Origin of the sequence: Nonomuraea thailandensis (genome assembly GCF_024172165.1) — a bacterium.
Lineage (GTDB): Bacteria > Actinomycetota > Actinomycetes > Streptosporangiales > Streptosporangiaceae > Nonomuraea > Nonomuraea thailandensis.
In genome coordinates, this window is record NZ_JAMZEB010000002.1 from 43,675 (window position 1) to 57,493 (window position 13,819).

Sequence of the window (13,819 nt, forward strand, 5' to 3'; positions counted from 1 at the left end):
GCGGCGGAGTGTCGGGTACGGCAACATTGTCACACTTACCGGGGCTGTCCCGTCCATGCCTCATGACATCTGTACTCGTGACTGGCGGCAGCGGGCGCCTCGGCCGTGCCGTCCTGGAGAGCCTGGTCGAGGCCGGATACGAGGTGCGGGCGACCAGCCGTACGGCGCGGCCCGCCGGTGGCGGCGTGCGGTGGGAGGTCGCGGACCTGACCACCGGCCGGGGCGTGGCTGCGGCCGTGGCCGGGGCGGACGTGGTCGTGCACCTCGCCTCGGCGCCCTACCGGGGCCGTTACACCCGACGGGTGGAGCTCGACGGCACGTCGGCGCTGCTCGCCGCGGCCCGGGAGGCCAGCGTACGGCACCTGATCTACGTCTCGATCGTGGGCGTGGACCGGGTGCCGTGGGGATATTTCGGGATGAAGGTGCAGGGCGAGCGCCTCGTCCAGGGCGGCCCGGTGCCGTGGACGATCGTGCGGGCCACGCAGTTCCACGAGTTCGTGGCACAGGCGTTGCGGGGGATGGCCAGGCTCGGCTTCATGGTCGTCGATCCGGGCGTCACGGTGCAGCCCGTGGACGTGCGGGACCTGGCCGCACACCTGACGGCGCTGGCGGGCCAGGCGCCGGGCGGCGAGGTGCGGGAGTTCGGCGGCCCCGAGTCGCTGACCATGGCCGAGGCCGCGCGGAGCTGGCTGCGGGCCCGGCGCCTGCGCAGGCCGGTGCTGAGCCTGCGCCTGCCCGGCAGCCTCGGCCGGGGCTTCCGCGCCGGCCACCTGACCACGAAGGCCCGGCCCGCCGGCGAGATCACCTGGGAGGAGTACCTGCGCCAGGCTCAGCCCTGACCCTGCCCGAAGCCGGGCTCAGCCCTGACCCTGGCCGAAGGGCGGCTGCGGGGGCGTCTGCCATCCGGGCGGCTGCTGCTGCGGCCCGGGGTGCCAACCCGGCTGTCCCGGCTGGGGCCCCGGCTGGCCCGGCTGCGGGCCGGGCTGCCAACCGGGCTGACCCGGCTGCGACCCGCCCTGCCAGTCGGGCTGTCCGGGCTGCCACTCCGGCTGCGGCTGCCACGCCCCCTGCGCGGTCGGCTGCGGCTGGTTCCTGGGCATGATCACCGCCCAGACCAGCAACGCGGTCCCGACGGCCTGCAGGAGCATGACGGCCACGTTGACGATCAGGGAGACCGGTGTGAAGCCGCGCATCCCCAGCGACTCGACCAGATTGGGCAGCATCAACGAGAACACGCCGCCGATCACGCCTCCCAGCAGCAGCATGATGCAGCCCACCATGCCGACCACCGAGGCGCGGCCGTGCTCCTTCCTGCGCATCGCCATGAGCGCGACACCGCCCAGCAACACGACCAGCGACACGATCAGATTGAAGATGGTGAGGATGTAGGAAAGCATTGAACAAGCTCCGTTGGATCGGTGCGCGACCCGACGACGTTACGCGGACTCCCGGCTTTCTTCCACCGCACGGGTGATCGAATCGAGATCATGCCCGCCCTCGTACCGCACGCCGTTCACGAACAGCGCCGGCGTGCCCCGCACGCCGCTGTCGCGGCCTGACGCCTCGTCCACACCGACCCTGGCGACATGGCGCGCCACGTCGGACCAGGGCACGACGTCCAGCTCGGCCGCGTAGTGCTCCAGGTCGGCGTCGGTGAGGAAGCGCTGGTTGTCGTAGAGGATGTCGTGCATCTCCCAGAACCTGTCCCGGTCGGCGGCGGCCTCGGCGACGATCGCGGCGGGGGCGGAGCGCGGGTGCAGCGTGCGCAGCGGGAAGTGGCGGAAGACCAGCCGCACGTCCGGGTTCCTCCTGAGGACCTCCTCCAGGATCGGGTGCAGCCGGCCGCAGTACGGGCATTCGAAGTCGCCGTACTCGACGATCGTGACCCGGGCGTCCGCGGGGCCGCGCACGTGGTCGCCGGGGCCGACGGGGACGGCCAGCGTGGTGGGCAGGTCCTCGGCCGGCTCGGCCTCGGGCGGCGCGCACACCCCGCCCCGGTCCCACGCCATGCGGAAGATCAGCCAGCCCAGCACGGCCGACAGCAGCGAGCCCGCCAGGATGCCGATCTTGGCCTGATCGTGCAGCGCGGGATCCTCGAACGCCAGGTCCACGATGAACAGCGCCACCGTGAACCCGATCCCCGACACCGCGGCCCCGCCCAGCAACTGCCCCCACACCAGGTTCCCCGGCAGGACGCCCCAGCCCAGCCGCAGCGGCAGCCACGTGCCCAGCGAGATCCCGGCGAACTTGCCCAGCAGCAGCCCGAGCGCCACGCCGATGGCGACGGGCGAGGTGGCGGCGGCGCGCAACGTCTCCCCGTCGAGGCGGACGCCGGCGTTGGCCAGGGCGAAGACGGGCACGATGACGTAGCTGCTCCACGGGTGCAGCCGCAGTTGCAGGCGCTCGTTCACGGAGACGGCCCGCTGGACGCGCAGCGCGGCCTGCCTGGCGGCCCGCGCGCTGGGCTCGCTGGTGAACTCCTGCACGGCCTCCCCGGCGAGCAGCAGCTTGTGGTCGGTGGGGGCGTACACGAAGACGAGGATCCCCAGCGCGATGCCGATCAGCGTCGGATGGATGCCGCTCTCCAGCGTGGCCACCCACAGCGCGAACCCCAGCACGATGTAGGCGGGCGCCCGCCAGATCTTCAGCCACCGCAGCGTCATGATGGCCGCCAGGAGCAGCGCGGCGGTGACGAGCGCGGTCACCGACAGGTCCTCGGTGTAGAAGAGCGCGATGATGATGATCGCCAGAACGTCGTCCACGATGGCCAGCGTCAGCAGGAACGCGCGCAGCGGGTCGGGGCAGCGCGCGCCGACCACGGCGAGCAGGCCCAGCACGAAGGCGGTGTCGGTGGCGATCGGCACGCCCCAGCCGCCGGCGCCGGGGCCGCCGTAGTTGAGCAGCAGGTAGACGCCGGCCGGCACGAGCATGCCGCCGAACGCGGCCACGGCGGGCACGGCGATCAGCCGCCGGTCCCTGAGCTGCCCGAGCCGCACCTCGTAGGAGACCTCCAGGCCGATGAGGAAGAAGAAGACGGTCATGAGCCCGTCGTTGACCCAGTGGCGCAGGTCCAGCGAGAACTGGGCGTCGCCGAAGGAGATGCCCATGGAGGTGTGCCAGAACGCCTCGTAGGTGTCGGCCCACGGCGAGTTGGCCCAGAACAGGGCCAGCGCGGTGGCGGCGAGCAGCACGCTGGTGCTGCCCGCCTCGGTACGCAGGAACGCGCGCAACATCGTAGATCTCCCCCCGGAGATCCGATCCTAGATGCGCCGCCGGTATGCTCCCGCGCCGCACCCGGCTAGAGGAACAGGTGGGCGGCCGCGTCCCTGGCCAGCAGGAAGCCGACGATCGCCATGCCCCAGCTCAGCATCGACGACGAGTGCTTGACCAGCCACGCGCGCAGCCGCTCCAGCTTCGGCTCCAGCCACTTCCCCGCCCCCGCGCGCAGGGCCATGAGCACCAGCGCCGGCAGAATCATGATCAGCACGTACGCCCCCAGCAGCGGCGCCCACTGGGCCACCGCCAGCCCCGCGGTCGTCATCATGCCGATCGCGGCCAGGTACGGCACCATGGTGGCCACTTCCAGCACCCCGGCGGTCAGCCCCACCAGCATCATCGTGCGCGGCCCGCCCACCCGGGGCTCGAAGGTGCGCTCGGGCAGGCCCCGCTTGGCGCGCCACTTGGGGTCGAAGCGCCAGCTCAGCGCGAACAGCCCCACGCCGAGCACGAGCTGCACGGCGTAGGCGGCCCTGCTGTGGAGCGCGTCGCCGAAGGTGTCCATCGCGGTGGTCAGCCCGAGCATGAGCGCCACGCCCACCAGGAAGTAGAAGATCGTCACGGTGGCGAGGTAGATCAGCAACCGGGTGGTCCGGGAGCGGTCGAGGCTGAGCATGAGGTAGACGGGGATTCCGAGGGTGCCGAAGCTCGTGCTGTCGAGCACCGCCAGGCCCGCGAGAGCGAGCAGCAGCGCGATGGTCATGAGGAAATCATGCTGAACGCGGGCGGGCGCCCGCCTCCTTCGCCGGATCGAACCCGGTGTACATCCTTCTGCTCACTTGGGACTGGATCGGCAGCGTGTGATCGACCTCTCCCGACGTCAGCCACCCCCGCACCGCGGCCAGGCCCTCGCCGGCGAGGCGCGCCTGATCGGCCTGCTCACCCGCCTGCCCGCGAGGCTCCGGGAGCGGCTCGTCGCCGGCACCCTCGGCCTCACGTGCATCAAGGCGAGCTGAGATCCCGTTACAGGTTACGCAGGTAGGCCAGGGACGGCGCGAAGAAGTACTCGCCGCCCTTCATGGTGACCGTCTGGGCCACCTGGGCCTGCGGCCCGGACAGCTCGGGCTTGCCCCACGCCTTGGGGAAGGCGACCTTGATGTCGCGCTCGCCCTGCCCGATGACGGGGTCGTGGCCGGTGGCCTCGACCTCGAAGCCCGGGTTGTTGGCCCAGCTCTGCTGGGTGAACTCGAACTGGTCGAGCAGGCTGCTGTTGAACGCCATGAACAGCAGCCCGACCTCCCCGCTCGGCCGGTTCTCCGGCGGCGAGTCGTCCCACGGCTCGTCGGCGCGCTCGCCGTAGGTCTGGCCGCGCCGCGCCATGAGCACCTCGCGCCCGAACGAGCGCGGGTTGGTCTTCCTGACGTGGCCGGCGAACGGGCACTTCGAGCCGTCGTCGCCGTCGAAGGTGAAGTCGTTGGCCACCGGCCCGCCGCCCGGCTTGGGCTTGAGCGTCAGGGGGGTGCCGTCCTTGAAGCGGCCGACGAGCATGGCGCCCGCCCGCTCGCGGTCCACCCCGGCCAGGCCGAGGGTGTCGGCCAGGTCGCGCTCGATCTCCTTGAACGCCCGCACGTTCTGCTCCAGCTTCCTGAACACCAGGTAGCTGCCGTGGTGACGCACCGGGTTCGGCGCGAACGGGTCGGGCACCAGCACGTTGCTCAGCGGGAACGCCGGGTCCCAGTGCTCCTTCGGCTCCCTGTCCACCTCGTCCTTCAGGAACAGCGGCTGGCTGCGGCCGTCCACGTAGCCGAAGTGCTCGATGCCGTCGCCTGCCGGGTTGCGCATGCCCTGGCCCCGCTCCTCGCCGAGCAGCCGGGCGCTGTCGGGCAGCTCGCCGAGGATCTCCTCGCGCAGCCGCTCCACCGGCTCCGCCTCCGCGTCGCCGATCAGGATGACGGCGTGGATCTCGCGCTGGAAGGCGCGGTCCCACTCCTCCACCGGCGGGTCGTCGACCTCGGCGACCCGCCGCTTCATGCCGTCGCGGAAGACCGGGTCGCCGAACTCGCGCACGTCCTCCACCGAGTGGCCGAGGTCGCGGTAACCGGCCTTGCTGATGCCGATGCCGACGTACGGGGTTCCGCGGTGGCGGCCGGCGGCGAAGTCCCGTACCTCCTGCATGTGCTTGCGTGCCGACTTCATCTTCGTGGTCGCGACCCAGCGCAGGAACGCCCTGCCCTCGGCCACGTCGTTGAACCGGACGAACAGCACGGACAGGTGCTCACGCACGTGCGCCCGCAGGATGTTGGGCTGCAGGTTGTCGAGCATCGCCTTGGTGTCCGCGTCGAGCGTGGCCGAGTCCCAGGCCAGGGGTCGTTCGTTGTTCAGGTCGACAGGCATTGCCGTGTCCCTTCCCCGTTTCCGATGAAATCGGGCCCCCTAACACGCGCCACGGCGCGACCGCTCCCCAGCGATCCCCCGTCTTCCGACGCGCCCCACCAGTACGACTCGCGAGCAGCCGGGAAAGTTTCCAGGAAAGGGACAGCCTGCATTTCCCGATCAGCCGACGGTGATCGAGGTCCGCGCCACGCTGCCGTCCTTGCAGCGCACGGTCACGGCGTGGGTGCCGGCCTTGGCCGCCTTCAGGCTCGGCGTCCAGGCCACGGTGGGCGTGCCGGGCAGGTTCCTGGCCGGGGTGAAGGCGGCGGAGGTGACGTCGCGCACCTGGGAGCCGCTGCAGACGGCCGTCACCTTCACCTGTGCGCCCGCGGTCGCGGTGGCGGGGGCGACGCCGACGCCCGCGTTGATCGCGGCCAGGGCGTTGCCGCCCGGAGGGGGTGTGGTGGTGGAGGTCGGCTTGGGGCTGGAGGTCGTCGAGGTGGGCTTCGGGGTGGAGGTCGTCGGGGTGGGCTTCGGGGTCGCCGTCGGCGTGCCGGTCGGCGTCGGCGCAGGCGAGGGGTTGCTCTGGCCGAAGACCACGTCCGAGCAGGAGTAGAACGCCTCGGGGCTGTCGCTGCGCTGCCAGATCGCGTAGATCAGGTGGCGGCCCTGGCGGGACGGGAGCTTGGCGGTCATCGTGTAGTAGCCCTCGGCCACCGTCGGGTTGGTCACGGTGTGGAAGGGCGTGGACTCCAGGTCCGACCACGTCAGCGGCTTGGCCGGGTCGTAGCTCTCGTCGGTGATGTACAGCTCGAAGGCGCCCTTGTGCGGGGCGGTCGCCCGGTACTTGAAGGTGTGCGTGGCGCCGCTCGCCATGGTCGTCGCCGGCCAGTCGGCGCGGGCCTGGTCGAAGCCGCGGTACTTGTCGCGGCCCGCGCTGCACAGCTTCCCGTCGGGGATGATCTGGCGGTGCCGGCCGGCGGCGTCGGCGATGTTGACCTCGTTCCAGTCGTACAGGGGCTGGGTGCCGCCGGTGGCCACGGCCTGCTTGCAGGCGGCCGACCTGGGGCTCTCCGGGCCCTCGCTGTAGCAGACCATCGTGCGGCTGGGCGGGTTGCTCATGGTGCCGTGGGCGGAGGCGGCGCCGGGGGCGACGGCGAGCACGAGCAGGGTGGGGGCGGCCAGGGTGGTGGCGATGAGCGCCTTGCGGTTGATCTGCATGCAGAACACCTTGGAGCACCGATAATGCCGAAATATCGGGCTTAAGTGTCCTTTAAGGCTGGCTTAGACAGCTTTTCAAGCCGCAACCACACCTGCACCTGAGCCCCGCCCAGCGACGCACGATCCAGCCGCAGCGACCCGCCGGTCGACTCGGCCAGCCGCCGCGCGATGTCCAGCCCGAGCCCGGTGGACCCGCTCCCGCTCGCGCCCCGCTCCAGCGCCGCCTCCGGGTCGGAGATGCCGGGCCCCGCGTCGGCGACCAGGACGCCGACCACGCCGCGGCCCTCGTGCAGCGTGACGCTGAACGCGGTGCCCTCCGCCGTGTGCCGGAAGACGTTCCCGAGCAGGGCGTCCACCACCGCCGTCAGCTCCCCGGCCGGTACGGGCGCCCGCACCGGAAGCGTGGCGCCGACGAGCCGCCACGGCCGCCCCTGGTCCTCGGCCAGCGCCGACCAGAACGCCAGCCGCTCGCGCAGCACCTCGGCCGCGTCGCACGACCTGCCGAACGACCTGCCGGACGACTGGCCCGCGCGTGCGGGGCGCCGGGCCGCCGAGATGATCGCGGTGACCTCGCCCTCCAGCCGGGCCAGCGCCTGCCTGCTGGGCTCCGCCTGCGGGCCGAGCTGGTCGAGGCTGAGCTTGAGCGCGGTCAGCGGCGTGCGGAGCCGGTGCGAGAGGTCGGCGGCCAGCTCCCGCTCGGCCGCCAGGAGGTGGGTGACCCGGTTGGCCATGGTGTTGAAGGCGTTGGCGGCCGCCTTGAGCTCGGGCGGCCCGTCGGGGTGGATGCGCTCGCTCAGGTCGCCGGAGCCGAGCGCGGCGGCCGCCGTGCCGAGGCGGCGCGAGGCCCGTACGACCCGCGCCCCGAGCCGGTCGCCGACCAGCACCGAGCCGAGCACGAGCACCACGGCCACCCCCGTCAGCACCGCCCAGGAGGACAGCACGCCCCGGTTCAGGTCGTCGGCGGGCACGAACACCTCGATCACCGCGCCCCGGTCGCCGTCCAGCGCCACGGGACGCAGCAGCACGTAGCCGCCGTCCAGCTCGATCGTGCTCGCCCTGGTCCGGGCGGCGGCCCCCGCCACCTGCCCGGCCGGCGCGCGCGACGTGCCGACCGTCGCGCCGCCGGTGACGTGCACGGCCAGCAGCCCGCGCCGTCCCGCCTCGGTGCGCGCCATCGCGAGCCCGAGGTCGTCGCCGCTGGTCGTCAGCGCCAGCACCGGCACCAGCGCCGACGCCTGCCGCTCGGCGCCCGCGACGGCCCTGCTCTGCGCGGTCTCCCTGACGATCAGCGCCAGCGGCACCAGGAAGGCCAGCGCGACCATCGAGGTGACGGCGACCATCAGCACCGCGAGGGTCCGCCTCATCGGGGGCCTCTCATCGGGGCGCGGACAACATGAACCCGACGCCGCGTACGGTGTGCAGGTAGCGGGGCCGGGAGGCGCTCTCGCCGAGCTTGCGGCGCAGCCACGACAGGTGCACGTCGATCGTCTGGTCGTCGCCGTAGGCCAGCCGCCAGACCTCGGCCAGCAGCTCCTTGCGGGTGACCACCCGGTCGGCGCGGGCGGCGAGGTAGGCGAGCAGGTCGAACTCGCGCCTGGTCAGCGCCAGCGGCCCGCCGTCGAGCGCGGCCTCGCGCCGGTCCATGTCCACGACCAGGCCGCCGACCGCGATCGTGCGGGGCGCGGGCGCCGACCTGGCCCGGCGCAGCACGGCGTCCAGGCGGGCGCTGAGATGTTCGCCGGAGAACGGCTTGACCAGGTAGTCGTCGGCGCCGGCGCGCAGCAGCCTGACGATCTCGCTCTCGTCGTCGCGGGCGGTGGCCACGATGATCGGCACGTCGGAGATGCCGCGCACCATGCGCAGCGCCTCCGAGCCGTCCAGGTCGGGCAGGCCCAGATCGAGGATGACGGCGTCGGGAGGGGACTGCGAGATCTCCCGGAGCGCGTCGAGGGCGCAGCCGGCGCTGCGGACGGCGTGCTCCCGCCGGCCGAGCTCGTGAATGATCGCCGATCTGACGAATTCGTCGTCTTCGACTACGAGAACCGTCGCCATGGGGCCCCACCGTACATAATGCGTCTCATGCGTCGAGCCCTGAGATATACGGCGATCTGGTGCGGTGCCACCGCGGTCGCGGTGTCGGTCTCATGGTTCGGCGTGCGTGACGTGCTGCGGAACGAGTTCGTGGACGACGTGGACGTCGAGCCGTTCCTCGCGCAGACGATCGCGGCGGACGAGCGGGCCGCGACGCGCGCGCCCGCCACGCCGCCCTCCGCCGCGCCGGCGTCCCCCACACCGGCGTCCTCCGCGCCCGCGTCCCCCGTGCCGTCGCCTGTCACGCCGACGCCACGCGGCACACCGCAGGAGCGGCGCACCAAGGCGCCGGCGACGAAACCACCGACTGTGCCGCCGACTGTGCCGCCGACAGGGCAGCCGACCGCTCCGGCGCCCGCTCCGTCGCTCAAGGTCGTGAAGGTGAAGGGCGGGGAGGTGGCCTTCACGCTCGGCCAGGACGGCTGCCGCCTGATCTCGGCCACCCCGGTCAGCGGCTACACCGCCAAGATCGCCCGCGCCGACGGCTGGATCCGGGTGGACCTGGTCAAGGGCGAGCACGGCACGGGCGTGTTCTGCATCGGTCACGAGCGGCGCACCGACACCTGGGAGTACTGATGAGGAGCCGACGCTGGAGCCGGTCGAGCGGCACCCGCGACTCGCTGCTGCGCGCGGCCCGCGACGTCTTCCTGGCCAAGGGGTACGCCGACGCCACGGTCGCCGACATCGTGGAGGCGTCCGGGATCAGCGTCGGCAGCCTGTACCACCACTACGGCGGCAAGCCCGGCCTGTTCCTGGCGCTGTGGGAGCAGTTCATGCGCGGGCAGGAGGAGCGCACCTCCCGGGCGGCGAAGTCCGTCAAGGAGGCGGGCGAGGCCGAGAAGTTCCTGGCGGGGGCCCGCGCGTACCTGGAGGGCTCGTGGGAGCAGCGCGAGGTGGCCAGGCTGTTCCTGGAGAGCGACGGGCCGGTCGAGTTCGCCACGCTGCGCAGGCAGCGCGGCTGGAACTGGATCGGCGGCAACAAGCGGCTGCTCGGCCTGGACGACTCGCGGGAGAGCCAGGTGCTGGTGGTGCTCCTGACGACCATGATGGGCGAGGCCGGCCGCGAGGTGGCGGCATGCGAGTCCGACCGCGACGCGACGGTGACGATCGACGAGGCGATCCGCCTGGTGAGGCGGCTGCTGCCTACATCTCCGGGCGTAGCGGAGCCGACTCCCTAGAGACGATTCCGGCTCGCCCCGTGCCGTGACAGCGTGGCGGCATGGACGCACTCCGGACATTGCTGGGCGGGCTGTCGTTGCTCTACGCGCTGGTCTTCGCGACGTTCGCGCTGCTGCACGCCGGAGCCGGGCTCGGGCCCGTACGGGAGCCGGTGATCGTGCCGGCCGCGATCGTGGAGACGCTGTGCTGCGTGGTGCTGATCGGCGGCGGGTACGGCGCGCTGGCCCGGCGGGCGTGGGCCTGGGACGGCCTGATCTACACGCACGCGGCGGCGCTCGGCGGCGTGCTGCTCGGGATTCTGGCGCTGGCCTTCGGCCCGGAGGCGGGCAGCGCGCTGCTCACCTGGTACCACAGCGTCATGGCGGTCGCGCTCACCGCCGGGCTGAGCGGCGCCTTCTACGTCTCCAGGGTGCGCAGGTAGCCGGCGGCCTCGGGCAGCCGCTCCTCGCTGAAGACCCGGATGCCGTTCCGCTCCAGCAACGCCGTCGTGACGCCCTGCCCCGGAGCCTTGCGCCCCTGGAAGGTGCCGTCGTAGATCGCCAGGGCTCCGCACGAGGGGCTGCCCTCCTTCAGCACCGCCATCCGGATGCCGTGCGCGCGCGCCACCTCCAGCGCCCCGCGCGCCCCCGCCAGGAACTCGGCGGTCACGTCGGCCCCGTCGGCCGCCAGCACGCGGGCTGTGCCGGCCAGCACCGCCGAGCCGCCCGCGCCCTCCTCGATCTCGGCGGCGAGCCTCGGGACCGGCAGCCCGCCCTCCACCTCGGGGCAGAACGGCACCAGCCGCCCCTCCTCGCGCCACCCCGCGAGCCAGGCGTCGGAGCTGGTCTTCGCGCCGCCGTCGTAGCGCACCTTGCGGCCCATCAGGCAGGCGCTGACGAGGATCCTCTCCACGTACCCGATCCTATGAGCGCGATCGGCAGCAGCGAGACCCCGGCCAGCCCGGCGGCCACCCAGAACGTGTACGGGAACGGTTGCGCCACGCCCGCCCTGGTGAGCACCTGCAGCAGCACGGCCGCCAGCGCGACCCCGAACGGCCCGGCGAGCCGGAGCGTGATCGTGCTCAGCGTGGTCGCCGCCGGAATGGCGGCAGCCTCCAGCGTCCGGAACGCGGCCGCCATCACCGACGTGGCCACCAGCCCATGGCCGAGGCCGAGCGCGAACATCGGCACCGGCCCGCCGGCCAGCACGAACCCCGCGATGCTCGCCACCACCAGCACCACCCCCGCCGCGGCGACGCCGCGCGGCCCCCTGCTGTCGGTGAGCCTGCCGGCCAGCGGCATCGTGAGGGCCGCGCCGATGCCCATCGGCGCCAGCAGCAACCCCGCCTCCAGCGCGGTGCCGCCCGCGGCGAGCTGGCTGTGGAGCGGTACGAGCACGGTGAAGCCGAGCATCGCGGCCGAGTAGCAGGCGAGGGCGAGCACCGCCGCGCCGAACGTGCGATCGCCGAACAGCCGCAGGTCCAGCAGGGACGTGTCACGCAAAGACCGCCGGGCGAAGGCCGCCACCAGGGCCAGGCCGATCCACAGCGCCGGGTGCAGCGGCGAGGCCCCGTTGCCCACCTCCGACAGCCCGTAGATCACGGCGGCCAGGCCGGGTGAGAGCAGGGCCAGGCCGGGCACGTCGAGGCGCTGCCGCTGCCCCGCGCCGCTCTCGCGGGGCAGCAGCAGGAACGCGGCCGGCAGCGCCACCGCGCAGACCGGCACGTTCACCAGGAACAGCCACCGCCAGCCCGGGCCCTGCACGAGCAGCCCGCCGAGCGGCGGGCCGAGCACGGGCACCAGCATGGCGGGCACCGAGATCAGTCCCATCGCCCGGCCCATCCGCTCCTTGCCCGCCGCCTGGGCCAGCATCAGCTGCCCGACCGGCTGGAGCAGGCCCCCGCCCACCCCCTGCACGACGCGGAAGACGACCAGGCTCCCCAGCGACCAGGCGGCGGCGCAGAGGAGGGAGCCGGCGACGAAGAGGGCGAGCGAGGCGAGCCAGACGTTGCGCACGCCGAACCTGCCGACCGCCCAGCCGGTGACCGGGACCGTCATGGACATGGCCAGCAGGTATCCGGTGGCCGCCCACTGGACACTGGCGATCGTGGTGTGGAGGTCGCGGGCCAGGGCGCCGAGCGCGACGTTGACGATCGTGGTGTCGAGCATCGTCATGACGACGCCGAGCAGGACGACCAGGCCGGTGGCCCCGAAGGAGGTTCGTACGGCGTATCGCATGTCGTACACCGTAACACTTTCGTACGCTGTCTAGAATCGGTGCCGTGACTTCGATCTGGTCGAGACCGACCCCGCCACGCCGCCCGGTGCTGACCCGGGAGGCGATCGTCGCCACGGCCATCGCCGTGGCCGACGCCGAAGGGCTCGACGCCGTCTCGATCAGGCGCGTGGCCACCGAGCTCGACGCCCGCGCGATGACGCTGTACTCCTACATCGAGCGCAAGGAGGACCTGCTCGCGCTGATGGCCGACGAGATCGCCGCCGAGGCGGTGGCCGAGGAGCCCCTGCCCGCCGGCTGGCGCGAGGCGCTCCTGCTGCTGGCCCGGCGCGAGCTGGAGCTGGTGCGCCGGCATCCGTGGCGGGTCGACCTGATCTCCCACCGGGTGGCCGTGGGGCCCAACGGGTTGCGGCACGTGGAGCAGAAGCTGTCGGCCTTCGACGGGCTCGGGGTCGACCGGCTGACGGCCTGGCGGTTCCTGGCGGCCTTCAACGACTACATGACCGGGTTCGTGGTCAGGCAGGCCGTGGAGCGCCGCTCGCCCAGGGAGCAGGGGGTCGACGCCGGCGAACGGGCCGCGCTGGCGGAGCCGTACATCAGGGAGCTGATCGAGGGCGGCGAGTTCCCGCGGCTGGCGCCGATGATCGAGCAGGGCGTGCAGGGGGCCGACGACAACTTCGAGCGCGGGCTCAACTGGGTGCTCGACGGGATGGAGGGCTCCATCGGGGGCGGCGGCGCCGGGCGATAGCCTTACCCCCGATGAACACCACCGTCTCCACGATCGTCATCTCCGGCTCGCTGCTGCTGATGCTGATGAGCCTGGTCGTCGCGATCCGCGACCGGCCGATGGGCATGGTGCTGCTGGTCGGGTTCGCCCTGCTGGAAGTCGCCGTGCTGGTGCAGGCGGGGTTCGTGATCGCGGGGGTGGCCGGCGGGCGGGGGCCTGACGACCAGGTCACGCTGTTCGGCTACGTCGGCGGCGTGGTGCTGATCCCGCCCGCGGGCGTGTTCCTGGCGCTGGCCGAGCGCAGCAGGTGGGGGCCGGCGATCCTGGGTGTGGCCGGCTTCGCGGTCGCGGTGATGACGGGCAGGCTCCTGCAGATCTGGCAGGGCACGGCGTGACGACCGCCATCGGCTCGGGGCCCGGCCGCGCGCTGATCGCGGTCTACGGACTGTTCTCGCTGGCCGCGGGGGCGCGGGCGGCCGTGCAGATCGCCACGAGGTTCGGCGAGGCGCCGCTGGCGTACTCGCTGTCGGCGTTCGCGGCGCTGGTCTACATCCTGCTCACGGTCGCGCTCTGGCGCGGCGCGCGCCGCCTGGCGCTGGTGGCGCTCGGCATCGAGCTGGCCGGCGTGCTGATCATCGGCACGCTCAGCCTGCTGGACCGGGCCGCCTTCCCCGACGAGACCGTGTGGTCGGCGTACGGCAGGGGTTACCTGTTCATCCCTCTCGTGCTGCCCCTCGTGGGCCTGTTCTGGCTGCGGCGCAGGCGTTAACGCCCGGCGTGGCGGGGCAGTGACAGACC

The 13,819-nt window shown here is 72.7% G+C and carries 17 protein-coding genes; 8 read left to right on the forward strand and 9 right to left on the reverse strand.

Translation table 11 applies throughout. The annotated features are described in order from the left end of the window. Positions 1 to 62 precede the first annotated feature (62 nt). Positions 63 to 839, forward strand: a complete 777-nt coding sequence (locus HD597_RS04310) for an SDR family oxidoreductase (protein ID WP_253740397.1) — start codon at positions 63 to 65, stop codon at positions 837 to 839. A gap of 18 nt (positions 840 to 857) precedes the next feature. Here the strand turns inward: HD597_RS04310 and HD597_RS04315 are convergent, their stop codons facing one another. From HD597_RS04315 to HD597_RS04325, 3 genes are all read right to left on the reverse strand, one after another. Then, positions 858 to 1,397, reverse strand: a complete 540-nt coding sequence (locus HD597_RS04315; protein ID WP_253740398.1) for a hypothetical protein — start codon at positions 1,395 to 1,397, stop codon at positions 858 to 860. A gap of 39 nt (positions 1,398 to 1,436) precedes the next feature. Beyond that, the gene (gene nhaA / locus HD597_RS04320) at positions 1,437 to 3,233 is read right to left on the reverse strand and encodes a Na+/H+ antiporter NhaA (protein WP_253740399.1); all 1,797 of its coding nucleotides are present in this window, start codon (positions 3,231 to 3,233) and stop codon (positions 1,437 to 1,439) included. A 65-nt stretch (positions 3,234 to 3,298) separates the two neighbouring features. Then, positions 3,299 to 3,979 (reverse strand): GAP family protein, encoded by a 681-nt coding sequence (locus HD597_RS04325; RefSeq protein WP_253740400.1) that lies wholly within the window; start codon positions 3,977 to 3,979, stop codon positions 3,299 to 3,301. A 97-nt stretch (positions 3,980 to 4,076) separates the two neighbouring features. Here HD597_RS04325 and HD597_RS04330 point away from each other — a divergent pair, with 97 nt between their 5' ends. Next, positions 4,077 to 4,232, forward strand: coding sequence for a hypothetical protein (locus HD597_RS04330; RefSeq protein ID WP_253740401.1), 156 nt, complete (start codon positions 4,077 to 4,079; stop codon positions 4,230 to 4,232). Between the two features lie 7 nt (positions 4,233 to 4,239). On the opposite strand, the gene HD597_RS04335 is transcribed toward HD597_RS04330, so the two are convergent. From HD597_RS04335 to HD597_RS04350, 4 genes are all read right to left on the reverse strand, one after another. Further along, the gene (locus HD597_RS04335) at positions 4,240 to 5,610 is read right to left on the reverse strand and encodes a Dyp-type peroxidase (protein WP_253740402.1); all 1,371 of its coding nucleotides are present in this window, start codon (positions 5,608 to 5,610) and stop codon (positions 4,240 to 4,242) included. A gap of 159 nt (positions 5,611 to 5,769) precedes the next feature. Then, complete coding sequence (locus HD597_RS64215; protein ID WP_276082815.1) at positions 5,770 to 6,810, reverse strand: lytic polysaccharide monooxygenase auxiliary activity family 9 protein; 1,041 nt, start codon at positions 6,808 to 6,810, stop codon at positions 5,770 to 5,772. Positions 6,811 to 6,851: 41 nt separating this feature from the next. Beyond that, entirely contained in the window at positions 6,852 to 8,174 is a 1,323-nt protein-coding gene (locus tag HD597_RS04345; RefSeq protein WP_253740403.1) for a sensor histidine kinase, read from the reverse strand. A gap of 10 nt (positions 8,175 to 8,184) precedes the next feature. Further along, the gene (locus HD597_RS04350) at positions 8,185 to 8,862 is read right to left on the reverse strand and encodes a response regulator transcription factor (protein WP_253740404.1); all 678 of its coding nucleotides are present in this window, start codon (positions 8,860 to 8,862) and stop codon (positions 8,185 to 8,187) included. Positions 8,863 to 8,889: 27 nt separating this feature from the next. On the opposite strand from HD597_RS04350, the gene HD597_RS04355 reads away from it, so the two are divergent. From HD597_RS04355 to HD597_RS04365, 3 genes are read left to right on the forward strand one after another with little or no spacing between them, the layout of a single operon-like run. Further along, positions 8,890 to 9,477 (forward strand): hypothetical protein, encoded by a 588-nt coding sequence (locus tag HD597_RS04355; RefSeq protein ID WP_253740405.1) that lies wholly within the window; start codon positions 8,890 to 8,892, stop codon positions 9,475 to 9,477. Further along, positions 9,477 to 10,079 (forward strand): TetR/AcrR family transcriptional regulator, encoded by a 603-nt coding sequence (locus HD597_RS04360; protein ID WP_253740406.1) that lies wholly within the window; start codon positions 9,477 to 9,479, stop codon positions 10,077 to 10,079. The genes HD597_RS04355 and HD597_RS04360 overlap by 1 nt, the downstream gene beginning before the upstream one ends. 41 nt (positions 10,080 to 10,120) lie before the next feature. Beyond that, positions 10,121 to 10,501, forward strand: coding sequence for a hypothetical protein (locus HD597_RS04365; protein ID WP_253740407.1), 381 nt, complete (start codon positions 10,121 to 10,123; stop codon positions 10,499 to 10,501). Here HD597_RS04365 and HD597_RS04370 read toward each other — a convergent pair. Together HD597_RS04370 and HD597_RS04375 are read right to left on the reverse strand one after the other, a co-directional pair. Beyond that, positions 10,477 to 10,971 carry a 2-thiouracil desulfurase family protein gene (locus tag HD597_RS04370; RefSeq protein ID WP_253740408.1) on the reverse strand — a complete coding sequence of 165 codons (495 nt, stop codon included), beginning with the start codon at positions 10,969 to 10,971 and terminating at the stop codon, positions 10,477 to 10,479. The two genes, HD597_RS04365 and HD597_RS04370, sit on opposite strands and share 25 nt — an antisense overlap. Beyond that, complete coding sequence (locus tag HD597_RS04375) at positions 10,941 to 12,296, reverse strand: DHA2 family efflux MFS transporter permease subunit (protein ID WP_253740409.1); 1,356 nt, start codon at positions 12,294 to 12,296, stop codon at positions 10,941 to 10,943. Before HD597_RS04375 ends, HD597_RS04370 begins: the two co-directional genes overlap by 31 nt. Before the next feature lie 44 nt (positions 12,297 to 12,340). On the opposite strand from HD597_RS04375, the gene HD597_RS04380 reads away from it, so the two are divergent. The 3 genes from HD597_RS04380 to HD597_RS04390 are packed head-to-tail and all read left to right on the forward strand — an operon-like array spanning position 12,341 to position 13,790. Next, a complete protein-coding gene (locus tag HD597_RS04380; protein WP_253740410.1) occupies positions 12,341 to 13,042 on the forward strand; it encodes a TetR/AcrR family transcriptional regulator C-terminal domain-containing protein in 702 nt (233 codons plus the stop codon). Positions 13,043 to 13,053: 11 nt separating this feature from the next. Then, a complete protein-coding gene (locus tag HD597_RS04385; protein ID WP_253740411.1) occupies positions 13,054 to 13,416 on the forward strand; it encodes a hypothetical protein in 363 nt (120 codons plus the stop codon). Continuing rightward, positions 13,413 to 13,790 carry a hypothetical protein gene (locus HD597_RS04390; RefSeq protein WP_253740412.1) on the forward strand — a complete coding sequence of 126 codons (378 nt, stop codon included), beginning with the start codon at positions 13,413 to 13,415 and terminating at the stop codon, positions 13,788 to 13,790. The genes HD597_RS04385 and HD597_RS04390 overlap by 4 nt, the downstream gene beginning before the upstream one ends. The last annotated feature ends 29 nt before the right edge of the window (positions 13,791 to 13,819 follow it).